The sequence below is a fragment of the Streptomyces termitum genome (genome assembly GCF_014650175.1).
Lineage (GTDB): Bacteria > Actinomycetota > Actinomycetes > Streptomycetales > Streptomycetaceae > Streptomyces > Streptomyces termitum.
In genome coordinates this window covers 55,323-78,664 of record NZ_BMUL01000021.1, presented here as the reverse complement: position 1 = coordinate 78,664, position 23,342 = coordinate 55,323, and the positions used below count along the sequence as shown (strand labels likewise).

At 72.7% G+C, this 23,342-nt stretch carries 5 protein-coding genes; all 5 read right to left on the bottom strand.

The genetic code is table 11. From position 1 onward, the window contains the following. Positions 1-28 precede the first annotated feature (28 nt). The 5 genes from IE219_RS28600 to IE219_RS28580 all read right to left on the bottom strand — a co-directional run bounded on the left by IE219_RS28600 (position 29) and on the right by IE219_RS28580 (position 23,296). Positions 29-1,444 (bottom strand): hypothetical protein, encoded by a 1,416-nt coding sequence (locus IE219_RS28600; RefSeq protein ID WP_189982724.1) that lies wholly within the window; start codon positions 1,442-1,444, stop codon positions 29-31. 88 nt (positions 1,445-1,532) lie between these two features. Beyond that, entirely contained in the window at positions 1,533-1,967 is a 435-nt protein-coding gene (locus IE219_RS28595) for a hypothetical protein (RefSeq protein WP_189982722.1), read from the bottom strand. A gap of 118 nt (positions 1,968-2,085) precedes the next feature. After that, the gene (locus tag IE219_RS28590; protein WP_189982721.1) at positions 2,086-22,302 is read right to left on the bottom strand and encodes a WXG100-like domain-containing protein; all 20,217 of its coding nucleotides are present in this window, start codon (positions 22,300-22,302) and stop codon (positions 2,086-2,088) included. A gap of 129 nt (positions 22,303-22,431) precedes the next feature. Further along, a complete protein-coding gene (locus tag IE219_RS28585; RefSeq protein ID WP_189982719.1) occupies positions 22,432-22,740 on the bottom strand; it encodes a hypothetical protein in 309 nt (102 codons plus the stop codon). Further along, entirely contained in the window at positions 22,733-23,296 is a 564-nt protein-coding gene (locus IE219_RS28580; protein ID WP_189982717.1) for a YbaB/EbfC family nucleoid-associated protein, read from the bottom strand. The genes IE219_RS28585 and IE219_RS28580 overlap by 8 nt, the downstream gene beginning before the upstream one ends. Positions 23,297-23,342: the final 46 nt, after the last annotated feature.

Below are 23,342 nucleotides of genomic sequence, written 5' to 3'. Positions count from 1 at the left end.
GTTCCCTTTCAGGCGGTGTCGGATGTTCTCAGGCCGAGGTGCACTGGACCCGGGCGGCGTCGCCCGCGTGGTGCGCGTACGTCTTCTGCGAACCGGACCAGTCCAGGCCCCGGTCGTGCAGCTTCACCGTCAGCACGCCGCCGGTGATGCGGACGCTGCCCGCGCTCACCCACTGGCCCCGCAGGGACGGCTGGTCGACGTTGAAGGACCGCAGGATCGGATCGCTGCCCGTGGCCCCCGCGTGCACCGTGTAGTACGCCGGCTTCCCGCCGACCGCCTTGATGTCGCCGTTGCTCGGGATGTGCACCGACACCTGGCAGGTGCCGGTGGTGAAGGAACCGGTGCGGAAGGTCCAGCGCAGCGCGTTCCCCGCGTCCGAACCCGCCTTCCCGGACATCGGCAGTGACAGGAAGGAGCCGTTGCAGCCGCCGCCGGAGTAGCCGCCGGAGCCGTACTTCTGCCAGCCCTCCTTGCCGTCGGTGTACCAGCCGCTGTACGTGAAGCCCGCCCCCGTGCTCGCGCAGTTCGGGCCCGCCACCGCCGAGTACTGCCGCTTCGCCGGAGGCGCCGGGGGAGCCGGAGGGGCCTGGCTGGCCGGCTTCTGCGGGGTGCCGGCCGTCTCCCGGGGCACCGCGGGGACCGTGGTGGGCGCGCCGCCGCCGGACGCGCCGGTCGGCTTCGCGCCCCCGCCCCCGCCGCCGCCCTTGCCGGCGGCCGGGGCCCCCGACTCGGTCGGCACCGGGGCGGCCGGCATCCCCATGCCGACGCCGACCCCGGCGACGCCCGTGGCCAGCGGGCCCTTCCCGGCCACCGTCGTCCTTCCGCCCGGCGCGCCCGTCGCCCCCGGCAGGGCGGCGCCCGGCACCGAGGAGCCCTTCTCCGGCGCGTCCGCCCGCGGCACGAAACCGCCCGGACCGCCGTCGGCCTGGTTGTACCCGCTGGGGCGCGGCGGCACCGGGCCCTGGCCGCCCCCGCCGCCGCCCCCGCCGAGCTGCGACAGCAGCAGCGGCACGCCCATCAGGACCACGCCCGAGGTGGCCGCCGCCGCGATCATCGGCTTCGACAGCCGCCGCGCGGGCCGGCCCTCGGCCCGCGCGGCGGGCACGGCCACGGGGACCTCGACCTGCGGGTCCTCCTCGGCGTCGGCGTCCGCCGGGGCGTCCGCCCGGACGTCGCCGTCGGCGTCCGTATCGGTGCCGGTGCCGGTGCCGGTCTCCGGGTCGGAGGGGAGGGCCGGGACGGCGCCGGCGGGCGCGACGGCCTCCGGTTCCGCTTCCGGCCCGGTCTCCGCCTTCGGCTCCGGCGCCACGGCGCCCGTCACCGGCGCGCCGCCGGTCTCCTCCGCGGGCTCCCCGTCCGCCTGCTGCCAGGCGACGGTGGGCAGGCTGATGCCCGCCGCGTCCCGCCCGGCGGCGTTCCCGCCCCGCACCTCGTTGTCGTCCACGGTCATTCCCCTCGGTCCCCTCGGTCGTCGCGAACCCTCCGCGCACGTACGAACGGACCGGCGGCGCCCCGGGGTTCACCGTCCCCGGTCAGCCCAGCGGATGGACCTCGGTGCCCTCCGGCGCCGGGGTGAGGACGAAGGCGGCGGCCCGCTCCACGACGTCCTGCCCGAGGGGGCCGGACACCGCGTAGCCGGGGTCGGTCAGGTGCGCCAGCAGTTCGGGGTCGGGGGCGAGCGCGTAGTTCTCCAGGTAGTAGGTGACGGTGTCCGTCCACACCCACCGCCCGTCCGTACGGAAGGTGAGCGGCACCTCCGCGACCCGGGAGGCGTCCAGCACGTCGTCCATCAGGACCGGCGTCGCGAGGACGGGCGTCCCGGCCGCCAGCCGCTCCAGCAGCAGGGCGTGCAGCTCGGGGTCCTCGACGACCGGGTGGTCCGTGGCGAAGCCCGGTCCCGTCTCCGGGTCCGCGTGGTCGAAGACGGAGGCGAGCCGGAACTCCGGCCGGGGCGCGGGGTCGGTCATGGCGGGTTCCTGTCCTGGTGGTTCGTGGCGGGCCGGGGCGGCCCGGCGTTCCGTACGCTCCCGGGGGAACGTACGGAACGCCGGGCACGGTTCAGATCCGGCGCGAACGGGCCCGGTCCTACCACTTCATCGGGGGCAGGACGATGGGCTCCGAAGGCTTGGGGGTCTCCTTCGTCTCCTTCGTCTCTGAGGTCTCTGAGGTCTCCGGGGTCTCCGGGGTCTCCGGGGTCTTCGTCTTCGTCTTCGGCTCCGGCTTCGGCCCGAAGAGGTCCTGGTGGTCCGCCAGCAAGGTGTCGACCGAGGTGTCGGACAGGAGGCCGATCAGGCCGCCGGGCACCTTGATCTCCACGGTGGTGTTCCGGTCGCCGGTGAGGACCCAGGTGACGTCGGCCCGGTAGTAGTGCTGGAGCCCCTTCTTCTTGTCCTTCTCGTCGACCGTCACGCTCCGGTTGGTGCTGAGGTTGTTCCCGGACTCCCCGCCGACGTTCAGGGGCTGGAGGTTCGCGTTCATGGTGCGCTCGGAGGCGCCGGGGCCCTCCGGGTTCCCGACGTCCAGCGAGCGGAGGCGGGCGTCGGCGGTGAGCGAGGCGGACCAGGCGACCGTGCCCCTCTCCCGCTCGCGCTCCGACTCCCGCTCCCGGACGCCCGTCTCCACGTTCGTGTCGAAGGTCTCCGAGGTGAGGTGCTCGGCGCCGGTGACGAGGAGCCGCACGGTGACCTTCCCGCCGCCCGCCACCGGGATCGCGTACCCCCCGTCGAGCACCTGCCGGATGTTGGCCCGCAGGTTCCGCGCGGTGGTCAGCAGGTCGGTCCGCAGGCCCGGCAGGGTCGCCGGGGCGAGGTCCTCGCGCTTCAGCGGCTCGGTGTCCCCGGCCTCGACGCGGTGCTGCCGGGAGGCGGCGGTGGGCAGCCACTCCATGACCTCGGCGAGCCGGGGCAGGGAGAGGGCCTGGATCCGGGAGGACAGGTCCTTGCTGAGCTGCCCCACCTCCGGGGACACGGCCGAGGGGCCCTGCGGACGGACCGCGGGCGTCAGCGCGGTCCGCGCGGGGGGCGTCGGGGCGGTCTCCCCGGTCAGGTGGTCGGGGACCAGCAGCTTGGCCGTTCCGGTCAGGGGCGGGCTCGTCTGCTTCGCCTTGTGGCCGGACGGGAAGACCTGGTTCCACTGCTCGCCCCACCGCTCGGTGAACCAGCGGTCCGCCCGGCCGTCCGTGGCCCAGTCGACGAACTTCACGGGAGCCTTGAGCACGCTCCCCGCCATCTGGGTCAGCTGGTGGGGCTCGGAGGCGTCGAAGACCTCCACCGTGTAGTCGACCGGGTACGTGAACTGCCGGACCTTGCCGCTGGACTCCATGGTGTGCTGGTCGCGTTCCGAGGAGGTCTCGGTCAGGGTCGAGCCGGTGGTCCGCTCCAGACCGCCGCCGGCCTTGGCCCCGCCGACGGCCTTGCCCTCCCCGTTGAGCCCCTTCACGGTGAGGGACCCCTGGAGGCTCGTCTTGTACGACGTCCCGGCGGCCTCCGCCTTCGACAGGGTGGCGGTGTCGCTGGTGGCGAGCGTGACGTTGTCGCGGGAACCGCTGTAGGACGGGGCGCCGAAGGCCGCCGTGACCCGGATGCCGATCAGCCGGGTGCCGCCGCTCACCTGCCGCAGCTTGATCAGCTGGCGCACCGAACCGGTGCGGAGCGAGGGGAAGTTGGCGCGCAGCGATTCCGAGGAGAAGACCGAACTCAGGCCCCGGTGAAGGTCGGCGGGGATGTCGTCCTTGAGGTGCTCCGACATCTTCGGCAGATTGCCGATCAGCTTCCTGATGGTGGGCAGGACGGCCCCCGCGTCGAGCTTCTCCACGTGCGCGACGGCCTCCGCCAGGTCGGCGTCGAGATAGCCGCGGGTCTCCGGAGGGGAGGCGGGGGCGGTGGAGGAGGACGCCTCGGAGGACACGGGGGGCAGACCGCCGAGCTCCAGGGCGCGGGCCTCGGGCTCGGGCAGGGACAGCTCCAGGCCGCCCTCCACCTGCGCGTACCGCTTCCGCGAGGTGTGCTGCGTCGGAACGGTCGTGAGGCGGTCCGCGGGCTTCCAGGTGTGGTGGGTGATCTCGTAGTGGGCGTCGGCGCGGTAGCGGTGGGTGGCGCCCTTGTCGGTGAGGGTCGAGGACAGGGTGTTCGCCGAGGCGTCCGTCTTCACCGTGGTGCTCGTCCGGGTCTGGTCCAGGGTCAGGGTTCCGGCGACCGAGACGCCCTTGTCGTTGAGGCTCGCGAAGCCGCCGAGGCCGGCGCCGGCGCCGAAGTTGTGCGACGAGGTCGTGGCCTTGCCGGACTTGGTGCCGGTCTCCGCCACGTACCCCTGGTTGGTGCTGTCGCCGCTCCCCTCGTGCCGGAGCGGGCCCGGGAGCAGCCGGACCACGAGGGCCTGCGTGAGGCCGGACGAGGTGTCCGGCAGCGGGAAGACCGCGCCGTCCGCTCCGATGAGCTGCTCGAACTGGGACTGGAGGAAGGTCGGCGTGAAGACCTTCTCGATCTCCTCGGTGACCTTCTCGTCCAGGGCGCCGACGGCGTCCTCGGAGTGCTGGGCGAACTCGCCCGCCAGGCCCTCGGACGGCTTCCCGCCGGTGTTCCCGGTGACCATCCGGGCGGTGATGAGGGTGAGGTCGGAGGTGCCGAGGAATTCGGGGTGGACGGTTCCGGTGCCCTGGCGGAGACCGGTGAGGAGCGGCTGTTCGGCATGGCTCTCCCAGGCGGTGGCGTCCGTCTCGTGGTCCCGCACGGTGCCGAGGGTGTCGGAGGGGGCCGTGCCGGAGGAGCCCAGGTGGTCGTCGCCGACGCGGATCTTCGCGGACACGCCGGGGCCCTCGACGCTCAGGCCGGAGCCGGAGAGCAGCTTGCCCCCGCTCGTGTGGACCGTCGCCGTCAGGTGGTGGGAGACCTCGTAGGAGAAGACGGTGTGGCCACCGGTGGTCTCCTGCTCGCGGGTGGTCTTGACGGTGGCGGCCACCGACTCCTTGGTGTTCGAGAAGGTGACGCCGGCGGCGGCCTTGACGGAGGGCATCTCGACCCGGTGGTTCTCCCGGGGCTCGAACCGCGGCGTGAAACCGGCGGAGAGCGAGCCGCCGTACTGGTCGCCGACGCCCACGGCCTGGTTGGTGTTGCGGGTGACCGCGCGGGTCGTCGACAGGCCGTCCTCGGTGGACGTGCCCCACAGGTCGAGGAGTTCGCTGCGCACGTGCAGCCGGATCTCCTGGCCGCCGACGTGCAGGACGAGGGGGAATCCCGCGCCGAGGAGGTCGGCGAAGCGGGCCCGCAGGGCGGGCGTGCCGAAGGCCGCCTCCAGCTCCCGGTGGAGCTGCGCGTACTCCTCCCGGCTCAGCGTGTCCTTCAGGCCGGTGTTCTTCAGATGGCCGTCGAGCCAGCTCCGGGCGGCCGCCAGCACGTCGTCGGCGCCGGGGAGTTCGGCGGCCACGCCGGAGCCGAGGCCGGTGCGCGAGGCGAGGGCGGCCGGTTCCCGCGGGTCCTTGGCGAAGTCCCGCAGCCGGACGGGGCCGGTGACGGTGCCGTCCGCCGCCACGTCGACCACGTAGCCGGTGGGCCGCCCGTTCTCGACGGTCCGGGGAGCGCGGTCGTCCAGGAGGACGGCCAGCCCGTCGTTCGCCGTGTTCGTGGGGTCCAGGGCCGTGACGAGGTCGGCGGAGGGGCCGTAATCCGGGTGGATGCGCACCGCGACGGACCGGTGGGGGACGAGGGAGCGGAGACCGCGCAGACCGGTGGCGACCGTCTGGGCGTCCCGGGGGTTCTCCACCGTCGGCACCGGTGCCGCTTCCGGCGCGGGCGTCCCGTCGGGGCGGGCGGCGTGCTCGACCGGGTGGTGGATGACGCTGTCCACGGTCGGTTCTCCGGCCGGGCCGGGGTGGACCACCATCCGCTGCCGCGGGGCGCCGGTCTCGTTGTCCGGGATGCGATACGACGCGGTGCCGGGCGGGTACCGCACCTCGAAGACGAGCTCGGGGCGGCTCTCGCTGAGCTCGGTGAGCCGCTTCACGAGGTCCGTTGCCGTCAGCGCGCCGAACGCCTCGGTGAAGGTGGAGGAGCGCATCCGCTCCACGCCGGTGATCCGCCCGAAGGCGTCCACCAGGTAGCGGAAGGCCGGGCCGGGGGTGCCCGGAGGGGTCACCGTGTAGACCTGGTCCTGGACGACCGGCTTCACCCGCGAGTTGTCGCGCAGTCCCGCCCAGGCGTCACCGGCCGGGAGCACGCCGAGGGGCGCCGCGATCTCGATCGGATGCTTCTGGGCCACCTTCAGCAGCCCCTCCGGCCCGGTCACGGGCTCCTTCGGGAACGGCAGTGCGTTCGGGTCGGGGAGGGGGGACGGCTTGGTGCCGGCCAGCCCCAGCAGGGTGAGCACGGCCTTCCCCACGTCCTGGAAGCGGGAGGGGTACGGGGCCACCGGGGAGGTGTCCCGCTCCGGCTGCGTCTCCGCCGTCTCCCGCTCTCCCTCCGGGCCGAGCAGCAGGTTCTCGAACTCGGCGGACCGGGAGGCGGGCACGCCCACGGCCAGTTCCACCGTCGAGGTGAACGTCAGCGGCGCCCGCTTGGACGTCGAGAAGAACTCCACCCGGAACCGCGCCGTGGCCTGGTACTCGGCCTGGATCTCCTCCTTGTGCTTGATCTTCACCTTGCTCTTGTCGGAGCCGCCGACGTCGAAGTTGTGCGCGCGGGACGCGCTGAGGCTCACCTCCACGCTGGGGGCGAAGGAGAACCCCGAGGTGCTCATCGGCATGGTCGCGCCGAACGTGAGGCCCGACTTGTCGGCGTGCTTGCCGCTCGACTTCACGCCGAACGTGCCGGAGAAGTCCTCCCGCACCCGCAGCGCGCTCGCGGTGTCGCCCTTGTGCCGCAGGCCGGTCAGGGTGGCGCCGACGACGAAGTGGCCGCCGAGCGGCTTCAGCAGCCCCCCGCCGCTGAACGGCCGGGAGGTCAGGCTCCCGGTGCTCCACCACTGGTTGCCGTCCTTGAGCGACTTCTCGTTGAAGAAGCCGTCGGAGACGTCGGCGACGAGCCGGGAGACGGCGTCCGGGGCGAACTTGGCCTTCCGCAGGGTCGCGGCGAGGTCGACCAGGAGCGGTCCCGGCGCGACCGCGTTGACCGTGGAGAGCACGGTCTTGAGCGCCTCGGGCCGGACGACCTTCCAGTCGTCCTTCGAGGCGTCCTTCGAATCGTCGGGGGTGACGCCGGTCGGGAAGGCGTACCGCAGCTTCACGGGCAGGGACGCGTGCGCCGTGCGGGAGGAGCCCGCCTTGTCGATGACGTGCACCTGGAGGTCCACGCCTCCGGTGAACACGTCCAGCTCCTTGAGCACGGTCCGCCCGGCGGCCTGGGTCTCCGTCGTGGCGGTGCGGGCCGAGCCGTACGTGGCACCGGCCTGGATCTTGCCGGACGGGGTCACGCCGGTCAGGGCGCCCATGCCCACCAGCTTCGTCACCACGTCCAGACCGCCGGAGAGCCCGAGGTTGCCGCCGGAGGACTCGACGTGGCCGGCGACGGCCTGGTTCCGCGTGGCGTACGGGGGCATCGTCCCCGTGGTCCGGTCCTGGTCGCGGGTGAGGCGGCCCGGACCGGCGGTCACGACCACGATCTTGTCGCCGAGGGGGAAGACCGCGCCCTTGCGCAGGAACCCGTCCCAGTCGGCCGACGCCTCCCGGCCGATCAGCAGGTCCAGCTTCCCCACGATCCGGCGGAGCGTCTTGTTCCCGCCCAGCGCCTCCGCCCCGGGCGCCAGGGCCCGGTGCAGGTCCTGGCGCCGCAGGGTCGCCTCGGTCGAGGGCAGGACCTGCCCGTCGCCGAGCGCCTGCCGCGCGGTGTACCAGGGGGCCTTCGCGGACGAGGAGTCCTCCGGGGAGGAGGTGGTTCCGGCGTCGTCGGGGTGCGGGGTGGCGAGGAGCGAGGCGGCGACGTCCTCTGCCAGGACGAGGCGCCGGGCGGCGTCGGCGACCTGGGCCTCGGTGAGGGGAGTGGCGCCGGCGGGGTGCCCGGCCCGCACGCGGAGTTCGGCCTCGGCGAGGCGCCGGGCGTGACGCCGGGCCCGGCGCCGCTCCCCGGCCTCCTCGGCGAGCCGCTTCTTCTCGGCCTCGGCCTCGGCGGTCCGCTGCGCCTCGGCCTCCTCGGCGAGCCGCCGCGCCTCGGCCCGCTCGGCCCGCTGTTGGGCCATGGCGCTGCTCTCGGCCTGGCCGTCGCGGCCGTTCGTGACGGGGCCGAACGGCACGGCGCGGGAGGCGTCCCCGTCCGCGGTCCCGTCGTCGACGAGATAGCCCTCCGGCGCCGGAGTCGTCACCGGCACGTCGTCGGGGGAGAGCGCGTCGTCGGGCAGGACGCCGTCCGGCGGCATGTGGGCACCGAGGAGGGTGGCCTTCACGGTGCCGTCCCCGTCCGCCGGCAGGGACAGCTTGACCCAGTGGTCGGGGACCAGCCGGGGCTTGCCGTCGGCACCCCAGGCGACCTTCTGGGCCACGACCGTGTGCCCGGTGCCCGAGGAGTCCGTACCGGTCACCGAGGGGACGAACCACAGCGTGGACCGGGGGGCGTACGCGGTGAGCGGCAGATCGGGCCGCAGCTCCCGCAGCGCCCGCAGCGTGTCGGCGGCGTACGAGTGCTCCACGTCGCCGCCCAGCCCGCAGGCGGCGAACCGCAGCGGCTTCGCCGTGTCCCACACCCCGTCGTCGGCGAGCCGGGACAGCGCCCCGGCCAGCTCGTCGGGGGTGACCGGGTGCCCGTGCCAGACGGGCGCGCCGTCGCTCCCCGTGACGTGCCCGGCGAGCGTGAAGAACCGGTCGTCCCGGGGGAAGCGCGCGACGACCCTCCGGATGCGGTCCGACTCGGCCGTACCGGCGTCGGGATCGACGAGGTGGTGGGTCTCGTTGTCCTGGTGGGACCGGGCGAGGGCGTCGGCGAGTTCGGCGATCCTCTCGGCGGAGGTCCCCCGCGCACCGGGGGCGGGGCCGTCGCCGCCGCCGAAGGGGGTGATGCCGTCCCCGCCCTCTTCGTTGAAGAGGCCCGTCAGGCCGCCGTCGGAGTCCGTGTCCGCGCCGTTGCCGTCCTCTTCGCCGGGCATGGGGGCGAAGTCGATTCCGTAGAAATCGCTGTCCGACGAGCCGTCCTCGTCGCTCTGCGTCTGCTCCGACGTGGGGGACGGCTGGGGGTTCGCCGGGTCTTCGAACTTCTCGGTCACCAGGCGGAGACGCGACGTCTCGGTGCGCTCGAAATTACTGCGCACGGCGTCGTTGTCCGCGAACATCGCGGCCAGCTCGGCGTACTTCTCCTCGTACGAGGGCTTGTTCGCGCTGTCTTGGTGCGGGGAGAACTTGAACCTGTGGTAGCGCGGGAAGCCCTCCTCGGGGGCCGGGGTCCCGTCGGGGGCGAGGAGGGGTCCCTCGCCCCCGACGAAAGTGCCCGCGGGGGGCAGGAAGTACTTGTTGTAGGTGTTCTTTCCGCTCTGCGTGGTGCCGTCGGAGCGGTAGCTGCTGTACGTCGTGTAGGAGGAGAGGTCCGCCTGGTAGTACTGGACGAACTCGTGGAAGAACTTCCGGATGTCGCGGAGCTCCGCGTCACCGAGAGGAGCGGGGCGGCGCCGGCCGTCCACCACGACCGTCTCCGGCCGGTCCGTCAGCTGGAGGGCCTTCTCCGTGATCCAGAGGAACGTCTCGTCGGCGGTGCTCTTCTCCCGGAAGTAGAACCCCAGCGGGTCGGAGTCGACCATGGCCACGGCGGCACGGAAGGCGCGGGCCACCGTCGCGTCGTGGGGGTCTCCCCAGAGGCGCTGGTAGGTGCGCATGAGCTCCACGGCGCCGCGGTGCTCCGGCTCCTTGTCGTGCTCGGCCTTGTCCTTCCCGTACATCCCCTGTGAGTTCAGCTTCTCGATGTCGTGGAAGAGGATCGCCTTGACGACGACGTCCACGGGGACCAGACGGGCGTCGTTCCCGGTTGTGGAGGCGGCGAGTTTGAGGTACTGACCGGCCACCATCTGCGCGTGCTGGTAGAAGGTGTACTCCTCCGACTTGGCGCAGATCATCCGGTAACGGCTGTCGAGCTCGGGCGACTTCTCCGCCAGGAGGTCCAGCATGCTCTGCGCGCTCTCCCCGGTTTCCACCATCGAGGTCAGCTCGGCACCCGTTTCGATCTGCTGGGCGATCACTTCCGGCAGGGCGTCGCGGAGCGTGGCGAAGTCCTGCGACACGCTGTCCCGGCCCACGTTCAGGTCGGCGGCGACCTCCTTGTCCTGACGGGAGAGCTCGTGGCCGATCGCCGCGTGGGAGGCCCAGAGGAGGACGGGTCCTTCCATGAGTTTGCCGATGGCCAGTTCCCTGTCGTCTCCGAAGGCGCCGGATTCGAGGAGGTTTTTCTGATCCGCGAGGAACTTGTCCAGCTCGTTCTTGCGGCCCTTGTACGGGATCGGGTCACGGTCCTGGAGCGGATCGGTCTGGCGCAGGGAGGGCTCCTGCTGGGACTGCTTCCAGGTGATGTAGTGCTGGCGCAGCTTCGTGGAGATTCGGTCGAGGACGGCCGCGTCGTTCTGGTGCGAGGGGCCCTTCTGGGGTGTGGCGTCCTTGAGCCACGGGTTGTACGGGCCGACGAGCTTCGGACTCTCGGAGCTGGGCATGCCCACCCGGTCCCTGAGCTCGTTCACGTGGAAGTGCTCGCCGTGCTTCGGGAAGGTGGGGTAGGGCAGGGCGGGGTCCTCGCTCATGTGGTCCGTCGGACCGTCGTAGTAGGTGATGAGGGACCCCGGTACGGCCTTCTCGACGAGCAGGTCCAGCTCGGCCCCCCGGATTCCGAACTGGTTGCGGTCGCCGGAGTGGTCGACGTTGGTCGTCGCGTTTCCCGCCTGTGGATCTTCGAAGTCGCGCGAGGCGGTGGTGATCCTGTGGAAGACGTCCTGGGGAACCAGGTAGGAGCGGATCAGGGCCTTGCTCGGGGCGTGTTCCTCCTCGCTCGTCCCGGTCTTGTCCGCGGGGCGCTTTTCCTTGCTCGTCCCGGCCGTGCTCGCGGCCTGCTCTTCCTCGTTAGCCTTGGCCTTCTTCATGGCCGCGTCCTCGGCCGCCTGGTACTTCATGAGCCAGGCGACGGAACGCATGGGGGTGCCGACGCTCGTCCACATCGTGCCGCCGGAACCCGTGCAGAACACCACCCGCCCCGTACGGGGATCCTGCTGGATGTCCTTGAAGTCGTCCTCCTTGCGGGCCACGATCGCGGTCGCGCGCCCACCGCCTTCCTCGGGGATGCTGAGATTCACCTCCGCGTACGAGGCTGTGTAGAAGCGCACGTGCGGGACCCCGTTCCACAGCTCCACCTCGGCCTCGCCCCGGTGGACGTAGAACTTCGAACTGAACGCGTACCGGTTCTGCTCCCACTGGGGGCCGGTGGCGGTGGGGCGGCTCGGTCCCGGGTAGCTCATGCCGGGAACCCCGATCACCGGGGCGTCGGGGTCGGTCCGCCGGGACCGGCCCCGCGCGGAGCCCTCGGGCGCCGCCGGATCCACCTCGCGGATCTTCACCAGGGGACGGCCGCCCGGACCGCGCGTCACCGACGTCACCTCGTAGTGGGCGCCGGGGAGGAAGGAGAAGGTCCCCCCTGCGGTGGCGTCGCCGGCGGACCAGCCGATCAGCGGTCGCACCTCGACGATCGCGTCCTCGCCCACGGGCACGTGCCGCTGCCGGGGCGTCCAGACGGCCGCCGAGGCGCCGGGCACCAGATCGTCCAGGGGGAACGTCTCTGAGCCGTGCGTCAGGTCCCGCAGCCGGGAAAGGGCTTCGGACGAGAGGGTGACGCCCGTCTGCAACGGGTGCCAGTAGGGCCTGATCCGCTCGTACACGGTCGCGAACGTCTCGTCCGCCGAACGGTCGGCCTCCTGCCCCTCCGCGTGCCGGAGCTGGTCCTCCTCGGCGCGCTTGACGACGAGCGCCAGATCCTCCGGCCGGACATCGGCGACGGGCAGCCTGTGCAGCAGGTCCCGGGCCTTCTCGACATACGGCGTCAGCGTCCGGACCTCGCCGGAGACGGTGCCCAGGCGACGGGCCTCCGCCTGCTCCGCGTCGGTCGGGGTGAAGGTTTCCAGAAGCGAGAGTTTGCGCGGCTTCTGGTCGAAGGAGATCAGACCGGACAGTTCGGGGTCATGCTTGTGCACGCTTGTGGTGATCGAGTCGACGAGGGCCGAGACCCGGTTCTGCGCCGCCTCGGAGGAGAGGCGGTTGTTGCCCCCCGCGGTCACGGTGACCCGCAGCGACTCCTCCCCCGCCTGCTTGCGGCGCCGCAGTTCGGGCAGCAGCTCCTGGGTGAAGCGGTCGACCTCGTCGCGCTGGGCCGGGTTGAGCGTTTTGGTCTTCTCGGTGAACTGTACGTTCAGGATCCGGGGCGTGGCGGGCTCGCCCAAGGGCCCGAAGACCACGGTCAGCAAGTCCGTGCCGTCCTCCTCGCCGAATCGCACCGCGTCGGGGTGGGGGGACGTGTCCGCCTCGGTCTCGCGCACCGCGTCGGCGGGCAGGGCGTCCGGGTCGGAGAGGGTGCGGACGGGGGTGTGGTCCCGGTCGCCGCTGTCGCCGTAGACGTGCCAGGAGCCCTGGCCGACGACGGCGATCTTCCCGTCGGGGGTGACCCCGATGTGCCGGGCCGCCAGGAGGCGCGGCTCGCCGTCGGGGCCGTCGGTGCCGGGGACGTACCAGACGGGGGTGTCGGCGGCGCGGGCGGTGAGCGGGTCCGGTGCGGTCGTGCCGGACCCCGCGCGGTGCTGCCACAGGCCGCTCATGACGGTCCTGACGGTGGACTCGTGCACGGGTGAGCCGAGTTCGCAGCCGGTGAAGCGGATCTCGGTGACGCCGTCGAGGCGGCCCTCGTCGTGGGCGTCGGTGAGTGCCTTGAGGAGGGCGGCGGGGTCGGTCGGGGCGTCCGGGTCGGTGTGGGTGCCGACGACGAAGACGCCGGGGGCCGCCGGGAGGGAGTTCAGGGCCCGGGACTGGGCCGCGTTCATGGGGCCGACGGCGAGGCCCGCCGGGGTCCGCCGCACCGGTGCGCGGCGGGTGAAGTCGGCGACGGCCTCTTCCAGTCTGCGGACCATGGAGGGCGCGTCGTCCGGCCAGAAGCCGGGGGTGCCGGTGTCCTCGCCCCACAGCGCGGGCGGGTAGCCCTGGTCCACCAGGAGCCGCTGCGCCACCACGCCGAGGGTGGTGGAGACGTCCGCGCCGGCCGGCGGAAGGCCGTTCCCATCGGTAGTCGGAGGGTTGCTCTCGGTGACTGTCGGGAGGTTGCCGTCCTGCCGCAGCCTCACGAGCAGATCGGCGAGGGCCGTCAGCCGGCTCCGGTCGCCCGGCGCGCGTTCCACGGCGGTGTAGTAGTCGTCGAAGGCGGAGTCGAGGCTCTCCCGCAGCGCGTCCGGCTCGGGGACGTCCATGGTCCCGCCGTACCAGCGGTCCATGAGGGAGCCGAGTTCGTCCCACACACCGGTCTGCGGGTCGGGGGCGGTGTCGGTCCCGGTGGCCCGCCGGTGCAGGTCCAGGTAGGAGTCGGCGTGGAGCCGGCGCCAGTCGCGGGCGCTGCTCCTGTCGTCGCCGAGCGCCTCGCGCAGCAGTCCGGCGGTGCGGTCGGTCAGGCCGGGCGTGCCGTCCAGGAGCGTGTGCAGTTCGCCGGCGGGGAGTGTCCGCAGGGTGCGCCGTACCGGAGTGTCGGACGGGGTGGCGGGCAGCGCGTCGGGGGTCCGCTCGTGCGCTTCGAGCCCGAGGGCGACCTCGTCGGGGAACCTGCCGCCGGGCATGGCGTCCCGCAGCTCCTTCTCGGTCAGCGGCGCGAGCGAACGGAACCGGGTCCAGTCGTCGGTGTACGACAGGACCGCGTCGCGGGGCGGGGTCTTCCCGCCGGGCTTCGGGAGCATCCGGTCCCGCTCGAACGCCTCGGCCGCCGTCATCACCTCGTGGAAGGTGTGGTGCCCGACCGGGAGCATGTCGGCCATCAGGGCGAGCCGGACCAGCCGGTAGTCGACGGGGACGTTCCACTTCTGGGCCATGGTGTGGACGACCATCATCGTGAAGTACGTCGTGTTCGACGTTCCCGCGCTCATCAGGCCGCCGGTGCCCTCGGCGGTCACCTGGCTCTCGGTGAAGAGCGAGATCTGCCGGTGCCGCTCGCCGGGCTCCCACGTCAGCCGCCCGTCCTCCAGGACGTGCCGCTCCTCGCGCGCGCTGAGCGGCGGCACGAGGTCCTCGGTGCGCAGGTCGGTGCGCCGACGGCTCTCCTCGGCGTGCAGGAGGGACTCCAGGTCGGGGTTGTCCGCCTCCTCCCGCCGCAGCCGGGCCTGCTCCTCCTTGATGCTCTCGACGATGTCGGTTTCCTGCTGGGTCTTCCTCGGCTTGGGCTCCCCCGGCTCCGGCTCCCGCTCCTGCTCAGGGGTGTTCCACTCGCGGGCGAGGATCGCCGGCTTGGGCTTCGTCAGCCCCAGTGCCCCCAGGAGGGGACCGTGGACGCCGGTGATGAGCAGGTGCATCCGTTCGCGGATGTTTCCGTTCTCGACGACCTCCCGCAGCGTGTCCAGGTCGTCGCCGACGGATCCGCTGCCGGCCTTCCCCGGGGTGCCGAGCTTGCGGCGCGCGTCGTCCGGGAGCTTCTCCCACACGGCCTTCACCAGCATCTCCACGTGGTTCTGGACGTCCTCGCGCTGTGCGAGGTACGTGCCCAGGGGCCGCTCGGCGTCGCGGGACGCGTCGGCGTACGCCAGCCGGACCGCCGTCCGGACGGCGGAGTGGTGCTCGTCGGCGCCCGGGTTGACGTACCGCGCCTGTCCGACGCGGCTCAGGACGGCGAGCGGCAGGGGGCCGTCCGGGCCGCCGGCGGGCCGCAGTCCGCGTTCGAGGTCCTGGAGGGAGGCGAGCACGGTGTCGGGGCCGGTGAGGGCCGCGTCCGCCAGCCGGTCCTTGCCGACCAGGATCCGTCCGTCGCCGGTGTCGACGCCGTCCCCGGCGGGGACCCGTACCGCCAGCCAGTGCTCCGTGCCGGGCGGGAGGTCCTTGAAGAGGGTGGTGTACGGGCGGTCGCCGGTCCGCAGGAGCCGGTCCGCGCGGCCCACCAGCCCGGCCGGGTGCTCCGGGAGCGGCAGGTAGACGGTGGTCTCCTCCCGGGTGCGGGTGCCGAGGGCGTCCAGCTCCTTCCGCCAGTCGCGGGGCTCGGGGGCGGTTTCCTCGTCGGGTGCGGGGGTCTTCCGGGGGGCGGGGGAGGCCGGTGCCTCGGGGGCGGCGGGCGCCTCGGGAGAGACCGGTGCGGAGGGGGCCGGGGCGTCGGGGGTGGCGCCGCCGGTCGTCCGCCGGTCCGCCGGGCCGGTACCGGCGCCGGTGCTGCCGTCGTTCACCGGGGCCGGGGTGGTGTGGGAGGTCAGGACGGAGTTGCCGACGCTGGTGGCGAAGGCCGTGAGCCGGGACTCCCGCATCCTGTCCGTCGGATTCTGCCAGGCCGCCTTGCCGTGCAGCCTGCCCGGCAGGGGCACCGGGGTGATGCCGAGGTCCAGCAGCATCCGGGGGACCAGGAAGCGGGAGTGGGCGGCCAGCGCGTCCTCCGGCGATCCCGGGAGGCCGGTGGTCTGGTGCAGCTTCAGGACGGCGTCGGCGACGGCCTTCAGCTGGTCCGTGCGGGTGGTGGCCGCGCGGACGGCCGTCCCGTACTCCCGCAGGATCCGCTCGACGTCCTCCCGCACCCGCGGGTCGGGCTCGGCGGGCGGGCCGCCCGCGATCCGGGAGCGCAGGGCGAGGTAGGCGTCGGCGTCCAGGGTGTGCCAGGGGCTTCCGTCGCGCCCGGCGTCTGCCAGCAGTTCCCGGAGCAGGGCCTGCCGGTCCGGGAACGGGTTCGGGTTCGGGAGCAGGCCGGTCAGGGCCGCGTCGGACGGCGCCGCCGCCGGGGTGATCGTGATCTCCCCGGTGAGGGGGGCGTCCGTGGCGCGGGCGGCGTCGGCCATGCCGAGGGCCAGCTCGGTGGCCAGGGCCTTGGGCTCGTTGCCCGACCAGAACGCCGCCTCCCGGGCGGCGTCGGGCAGCCGGGCAGGCGGGAAGCCCTGGTCCTGGAGCAGGCGCTGGAGCAGGATCTGGACGCTGGGGCGCACCGGCCCCTCGTCGGCGCCGTCCTGGAGGGTCTTGATCAGGGTCGCGACGGCCGTCAGGCGCTCGTCGGGGTCGGTGTCGGGGTCGGGCAGGTACGCGAACGCGTCCTCGACGACCTCGTCCGAGGGGCCGCCCTCCTCACGGGTCCGCTCCCGCAGCGCCTGGTACGCCTCCGCGTCCATGGTGTGCCAGCCGCCGTCCGGGTCGCGCGGGACGGCGGTCACCGCCGCGAGCAGGTCCGCCTGCCCCGGGTCGGACAGCAGGGCCGTCCACCGGTCCCGCGGCAGCCGCTCGGCCAGGGGGACCGGCGGACCGGCGTCCGTGCCGAACTTGACGGCGTCGGGGTGGTCGGCACCGCTCTCGGGCGTACGGGTGGGGAAGCGCACCGCGCCGTCGGGCAGGGCGTCCGGGTCGGGGGTCGTACGGACGGGGGTGTGGTCCCGGTCGCCGCTGTCGCCGTAGACGTGCCAGGAGCCCTGGCCGACGACGGCGATCCGCCCGTCGGGGGTGACCCCGATGTGCTGGGCGGTCAGCAGGGGATGGGGGCCGTCGGCGCCGGGGACGTACCAGACGGGGGCGTCGGCGGCGCGGGCGGTGAGCGGGTCGGGCCCCGTGGCCCCCGAGTTCGCGCGGTGCTGCCACAGGCCGCTCATGACGGTCCTGACGGTGGACTCGCGCACGGGCGAGCCGAGGCCGCAGCCGGTGAACTGGATCTCGGTGACGCCGTCGAGGCGGCCCTCGTCGTGGGCGTCGGTGAGCGCCTTGAGGAGGACGGCCGGGTCGGTCGGGGCGTCCGGGTCGGTGTGGGTGCCGACGACGAAGACGCCGTCGCGCCGCGGGAGCGCGTGGAGCGCGGCGGCCTGGGCGGGGGAGAGCGGACCGACGGCGATCCCGGAGGGGATGCCGTGGACGGGGGAGGTCGTGGACGCGGCACCGGCGTCGTCGCGCGGGGCCGAACCGGCGGCGTCGTGCGGGACGGAACCGGACTCCGTGGAGGCGGGACCCTCGTCGTCCCGGTCCTCGCGGTTCCGGTCCTCGTCGTTCCGCCTGCCGGTGCCCTCGCCGCCGTGCGAGGGCTTGCCGCCCGCGAGGGGCGGGGCCGCGCCGTCGTCGCTCCGGTCGGTGTCGTCGGTCTCGTACTCCTCGTCGCTCGCGTCGCTCGCGTCGCTCGCGTCGCTCTCGTCGGTTCCGCTGTCCGTCTCGTCGTCGTCCGTGTCCGTCTCGTAGCTCATGTGGCTGGCGGTGTCGTCGTCGCTGGCCGTGTCGTCGTCGGGGTCCGCGTCGTCGGGGAGCGGCGACGGCTCCGGGTCGGGTGCTTCCCGCAGACGGCGCCGGAAGTCCTCGGCGTGCTCGTGGGGGAAGAGGCCCTCGCGGGCCACCCCGCGGCGCAGGAAGTCCGGGTGCAGCGGGGCCAGGGCCGTGTAGCGGTCCCACCGCGGCGTGTCGTCGTCGGCCGGCTGGAGCAGGGCCTCGACGTCCGGGCGCGGAGGCTGGGACGTGAGGTACTCCCTGGCGAACAGCGAGGAGGACGCCATCACCTCGGGCAGGGTGTGGTGCCCCTCGCTGACGAAGGTGGCGATGATCGCGAGCCGCAGCACCCCGTGGTCGACGTGGAAACCGAGCTGCCGGCCCAGCAGTTCGGCGTACAGGTGGAAGTAGTAGCCCGATCCGGAGGTGCCCGACCTGACCAGCCGGCCGGCCTGTTCGGCGGACTGCTGGTAGGGCTGGTCCATGCGGATGTGCAGGCTGGCTCCGCCGGGGTTCCAGTTCATCGTGCCCCGGCTGTTCACCGCCCTTCTCCGCTCGGTCGCGCTCAGGGGCGGGACCACCTCGTCCGCCCGGAACGGCCGCAGGACGGAGTCGAGCGCGTGCCACTTCTCGTTGTACCGGGCGAGCTCGGGGCTGTTCCACCGCTCGACGGACATGCTCGTGCGCAGGTCGTTGAGCAGCTTGTAGTCGTGTGCGTCGGGGTTGCTCTCCCGCTGGAGGCGCTCACGGTGCAGCTCGGCCGGATAGTCGGCGGGAACGCGGACGAATTCGGGAAGGGCCAGAGAGGCGATGGACTGGAAGAACAGGGTCATCCGCTCCCGCGTGTTGCCCTCGCTCCCGACCCGCTCCCACTCCAGGGGGGAGGAGCCCACGGCCCCGGGAGTGGACCTGCTGGGCTGGCTCAGCCGGTTGTAGAGGCCAGGGTTGCCGCGGAAGGCGTTCAGGACGCTGGTCGACAGCAGCGTGGCCATCTGGTGCACCTGCGGCACGTCGAACAGGCGGTTGGCGAGCTGCCTCTCGAACCACTCTGACTCCTCCCGGTACCGGATGCGGACCAGGGCGTCGGACAAGGCGTCCCGGGGCACGGCGGGCGGGTCGTCGTCGGAGGGCGTCCGGTCCTGTTCCGGGGAGGGCCGGGAGCCCGCACCGGTGCTGGAACCCTCGCCGTTGTCGGCCGGTGTGTGGTCCCCGTCGCCGAACTTGACCGCGTCCGGGTGCACTTCCCTCACCCCCGGCGTGCGGAAGAGGAAGGAGACCGCGTCGTCGGGGAGGGCGTCCGGGTCGGGGGTCGTACGGACGGGGGTGTGGTCCTGGTCGCCGCTGTCGCCGTAGACGTGCCAGGCGCCCCGGTCCACGACGGCGATCTTCCCGTCACCGGTGAGCCCGATGTGCTGGGCGGTGAGGAGGTGGCCGCCCGTCCCGTCGCCGCCCGTCGTGGGCACGTACCAGACGGGGGCGTCGGCGGCGCGGGCGGTGAGCGGGTCCGGCGTGGCCGTGGTGCCGGACTGCGCGCGGTGCTTCCACAGCCCGCTCATGACGGTCCTGACCGTGCTCTCGTGCACGGGCGCGGCGAGGTTGCAGGCGGTGAACTGGATCTCGGTGACGCCGTCGAGGCGGCCCTCGTCGTGGGCGTCGGTGAGCGCCTTGAGGACGGTGGCCGGGTCGTTCGGGGCGTCCGGGTCGGTGTGCATGCCGACGACGAAGACGCCGTCGCGCTTCGGGACGGCCTGGAGGGCGGTGGTCTGGGCGGGGCTGAGGACGCCCAGGGCGATGCCGGAGGGGATGTCCCGGACGGGCGGCGGGTCGGACGGGGTGTCGTCGTCGCGGTCGCGGTCGCGGTCGTCGTCGTTGCCGCGGGCGATGGCGCTGTCGTCGTTCTCGACGGCGTTCTCGTGCTTGTTCTCGCCGCTGCGGTCGTCGTTGTCGTCGCCGTCGATCTTGTCGTCGGCCTTGTCCTCGGCCTTCTCCTGGGCCTTGTCGTCGGGGGGCGTGAGGGCGTTGCCGTCGTTCGTGCCCTTGGTCCTGACGTCGCCGTCACCGACGTCGAGGTACGACAGCTCGTCGTCGCTCGGCGTGGGGAGGTGCGCCCAGTCACCGGGGAACCTGGGCGTCGCCTGTGCCTGCGCCGGGGCGTCGTCGTCCCGGGTCAGGGGGGCGCTGAACTGGTCGCCGCCGCTCAGGGTGACGGGCCTGTTCGCCTGGGTGGGGGCCGGGATCTCCGCGTCGTCGCCCAGCAGGGAGGAGAGGTCGGAGGAGACGGTGGCCCGGGGCGGCGCGGTGACGGCGGTGTCGCCGGCGTCCTCCCCGGCGAGGACGTCGTCGGTCTTCCCGTCCGACGTCAGACCGTCGTCCGAGGTCAGGTCGCCGTCCGACTCGGTGCGGAACAGCGGGTCCTTGGCGATCTCGTCGCCGAACGACGGCCCGAGGTCCAGGTCGAGCGGCGTGAAGGCGTCACCGTCGCCGTCGGCCGTGGCGTCCGGCCGGTCCGGCAGGTCGGAGAAGAAGGGAGTGCCGCTGATGGGGTGGGAGAAGACCCACTTCACCATGTCCTTCATGTCCTGCTTGAAGCTGGTCTGTTCGGTGCTCGCCGTGGGGCGGGGGACCGGCCAGGGCGCGGGATTGCCCGTCATGTTCGACACGAACGAGGCGATGTTGATGGGGTGCAGCAGCCCGAAGTACTTGCTGTCGGTGGGGTTGTCGGCGTGCTGGTGGCTGAGGACCCAGTTCTGGTACTTCACCATCACCGGCTCGAACGCCCGGTGCAGACCGGCGCTCAGCGCACCCATGGCCACGCCGGAGGCGAACGGGCCGCCGCTGACGGAGAACGTGCCGTCCCCGAAGATCATGTTGTAGAAGCCCTCGCTGAGCATCTCGCTCGTACCCTCGTTGAGGAGGGAGGCGACGGCTCCGCCGAGCTGGTACATCGGGTTGCCCTGGAGCGGGTTCTCCTGCTTGAAGATGCGGGCGAGGGCGTTGGTGTGCTCGGAGCGGGCGAACAGGGTCGGCATCGAGTCGGCGAGGTTCTTGAGCGGCGCCAGGTTGCCCAGGTCGCCCATCGCCTCGGTGAGCGCCTGGGACAGGCCGGTGTGATCGGCTCCGGCGCGACCCCACTGCTGGGTCAGCATCTTGCCGAAGTCCTTGCCCGCCTCCTCCGCGCCCTCGTGCGCGAGGTGCTTCTTGAAGACCTCGCCCATCTTCTCGGAGAAGGAGTCCGCGATGCTTCCGGCGCCGTGCCGCATGAAGCCGGTCTCCAGGTTGCGGGTGACCCCGCCGAACAGCTCGCCGATGTCCTTGGCGAAGGCCGAACGGGCCTCCGGGGTGGACAGGAGGTCGTCCAGCGGGTTCTCCGCGTCGCCCGCGGTACGGCCTGCGGATCCCGACGCGTCGGACGCGTCGGGCACCTTGGAGCCCGCGCCCGCCGTGGGCACGTCCCCGGAGCCGGTCTTGCCCGCCCCGGCTCCGGCGCCCGCACCGGCCGTGTCGCCGCCCTCCGTCTTGTGCGCGTTCGGCACCTCGGGCTTCTCCGCGCCGGGCACGTCGCCCTTGCCGGTGGTCGGGACGTCCCCCTTGTTCGCGCCGGGCACCTCGCCCTTGCCGGTCGTGGGCACGTCGCCCTTGTTGGCACCGGGCACGTCACCCTTGCCCGTCGTGGGCACGTCGCCCTTGTTCGCACCCGGGACGTCGCCCTTGTTGCCGGTCGGCACGTCCCCCTTGTTCGCGCCGGGCACCTCGCCCTTGCCGGTCGTGGGCACGTCGCCCTTGTTGGCGCCCGGGACCTCGCCCTTGCCGGTCGTCGGGACGTCCGCCTTCGGCGGGGCGGTCGGGACGTCGCCCTTGCCGGTGGCCGGAGCGCCCGGCTTCCCCGTCGCCGGAGCGCCCGGCTTCTCCTTGGCCCCGGCGCCGACCGGCGCCTCCGGCTTCGGACGGGTGGTGACGGGCGGGGAGGCGAGGCCGTCGCCGACGGTCTTCGGCGGGACCGGCGGGGCCACCTCGGTCTTCGGCGGGACCGGCGGCGGGGTCGCCTCGGTCTTCTTCGGCGGCACCGGCGGCGGGGTCACGTCCTTCGGCGGCGTGTTCGGCGGGGTCGGCGGCAGGTCCTCCTTCGCCTTCGGCCCCTCGGGGCCGCCCGGCTTGCCCGCCCCGCCCGGCGGCAGGTCCGGCTTCGGGTTCGGCGTGACGTTGTCGAGGTTGTCGTCGACCTTGTTGAGGACGTCGTCGACGCGCTTGCTGATGATCGAGCCCGGCGGCTTGCCGCCGAGGAGCCGGCCGAGGATCTTGCCGCCGTAGTGGGACAGGATCTCCAGCGGACCGGCGACGACGCCGCTCAGCGCGCCCTGCTTGACGGAGTCGAGCAGCGACTCCATGTTCCAGCTCGTCGTGTGGCCCGAGGTGAGCTGGTAGAGCTGGATCACGGTGTCCTGGAAGACGCCGCCCATGATGCCGATGAAGGTCTGGCTGAGGATCGTCTGGAGCAGCCAGCGGAAGAGCTGGTGGAGGCCCTCGCGGGTCGCGGCGAAGAGCGCCGACACGGGACCCCAGACCGCGCCGAAGGTGAAGGCGGAGAAGAGGGTGGCGAAGAGGATCTCGGCCAGCAGCTGCACCAGCTGGAGGATGGCCATGATCTTCGAGTACTCGACCTGGTTGGCGACCTTCAGCGCCACTTCGGACAGCTGACGCGACAGCTCCGCCGTCTGCTCCAGCTGGTTCGCGCCCGCCGTCTGGCCCGTCAGGTCCCGCATCGAGACCAGGAACGACTCGGCGGCCTCGCCTTCGAAGTCGTTCTTGACGATCGGGATGAGCTCGATGACGTACCCGGAGAGCGTCTCCAGGTCGTCCGCGATGGTGCTGTAGTGCTCGGCCACCCGCCGCATGAGGTCCTCGTCGGCCTCGGGCCACTCCATGCCCGACACGAAGGCGAGGAAGTCGGCGATCCCCTCGGGCGGGTTGATGGCCATGGGCGGCGGTCCTCTGGTCGGCGGGTGGCTGTGCCCGGGAGAACGGGGACGGCCACCCACGCGGTTCAGCACGGTGAGCGCCCGCCGCCCCGGCCGGGGGAGGCGGGCGCATCTCCATGGAGACCCGTCTCAGAAGCCGTCCACGTGGGAACCGGCCTCTTCGTCCGACTTCGCCATCGTGTCGGTCGTCTGCTTGCCCGCGTCCGTCACCGCGCCCAGCCGCTTGGTGATGTACCCGAGGGTCTCGGTCAGGTTTTCGGTGGGCTTGTCCACCTGCTTGTGGTACGTCTTCCCGATCTCGTCCTGGCCCGCCGACTCCTTGTTGATCCGGTTGATCTCCAGGATCGTCCGGCCCAGGTCGGAGAGGCAGCGCTGGTACTCCTCGTAGTGGGCGAACTTTCCCTTGAGGTCACTCAGGACCTTCAGGTCCTCAGCCACTGAACTCCTCCTGCTTCCCGGTGGGGATGCGGTTCTCGGCCTCGGCCTCGAACTCTTCCTGCTTCGCCTTCTGTTCGGAGGCCCGGCGGGCCGCCTCCTCCTCGGCGGCGAACTCCTCCTGCCGGGAAGCCCTCAGCTCCTCCAGAGCCTCCTCCTGGCTGAAGGTCGGGGCCATGGCCCGCAGCGGCTTGAGGACCTCGTCCATCTCGACCGGCGTGCCGGCGAGCCCCGTCACGCTGCGCAGGTGGCCGCTGAAGTCCTGGAAGCCCTTGATGCGCTCGATGACCTCGCTGCCCATCCTGGCCCGTGCCTCGTTGAGGACGATGACGAGGGCGGCGGCCAGTTCGGCCGGTGCCATCGACTGGTACGCCTTGGTGTGGAAGGTCATCGAGACCACCTGGCCCTGGGGGCCGACCGTCACGGACACCATGCGGTCCTTGGAGGTGACCGACGTGGTCGCCGCGTCCAGTTCGCGCTTGGCCTCCAGCATCTTGTCCCGATGCTCGTGCAGGGCGGACATCGTGTCCTTGAGGATGCTCTCGAAGTCCATGGCCATGGGGCCGCCTTTCATGGGGAAGAGGGGTCGTTCGTCGCGGGCGGGG

What these genes read in the sequence shown, in the direction of transcription:
- IE219_RS28595 (WP_189982722.1), bottom strand. Translation starts at nt 1,967, where the DNA reads ATGACCGACCCCGCGCCCCGGCCGGAGTTCCGGCTCGCCTCCGTCTTC.
- IE219_RS28590 (WP_189982721.1), bottom strand. Translation starts at nt 22,302, where the DNA reads ATGGCCATCAACCCGCCCGAGGGGATCGCCGACTTCCTCGCCTTCGTG.
- IE219_RS28580 (WP_189982717.1), bottom strand. Translation starts at nt 23,296, where the DNA reads ATGGCCATGGACTTCGAGAGCATCCTCAAGGACACGATGTCCGCCCTG.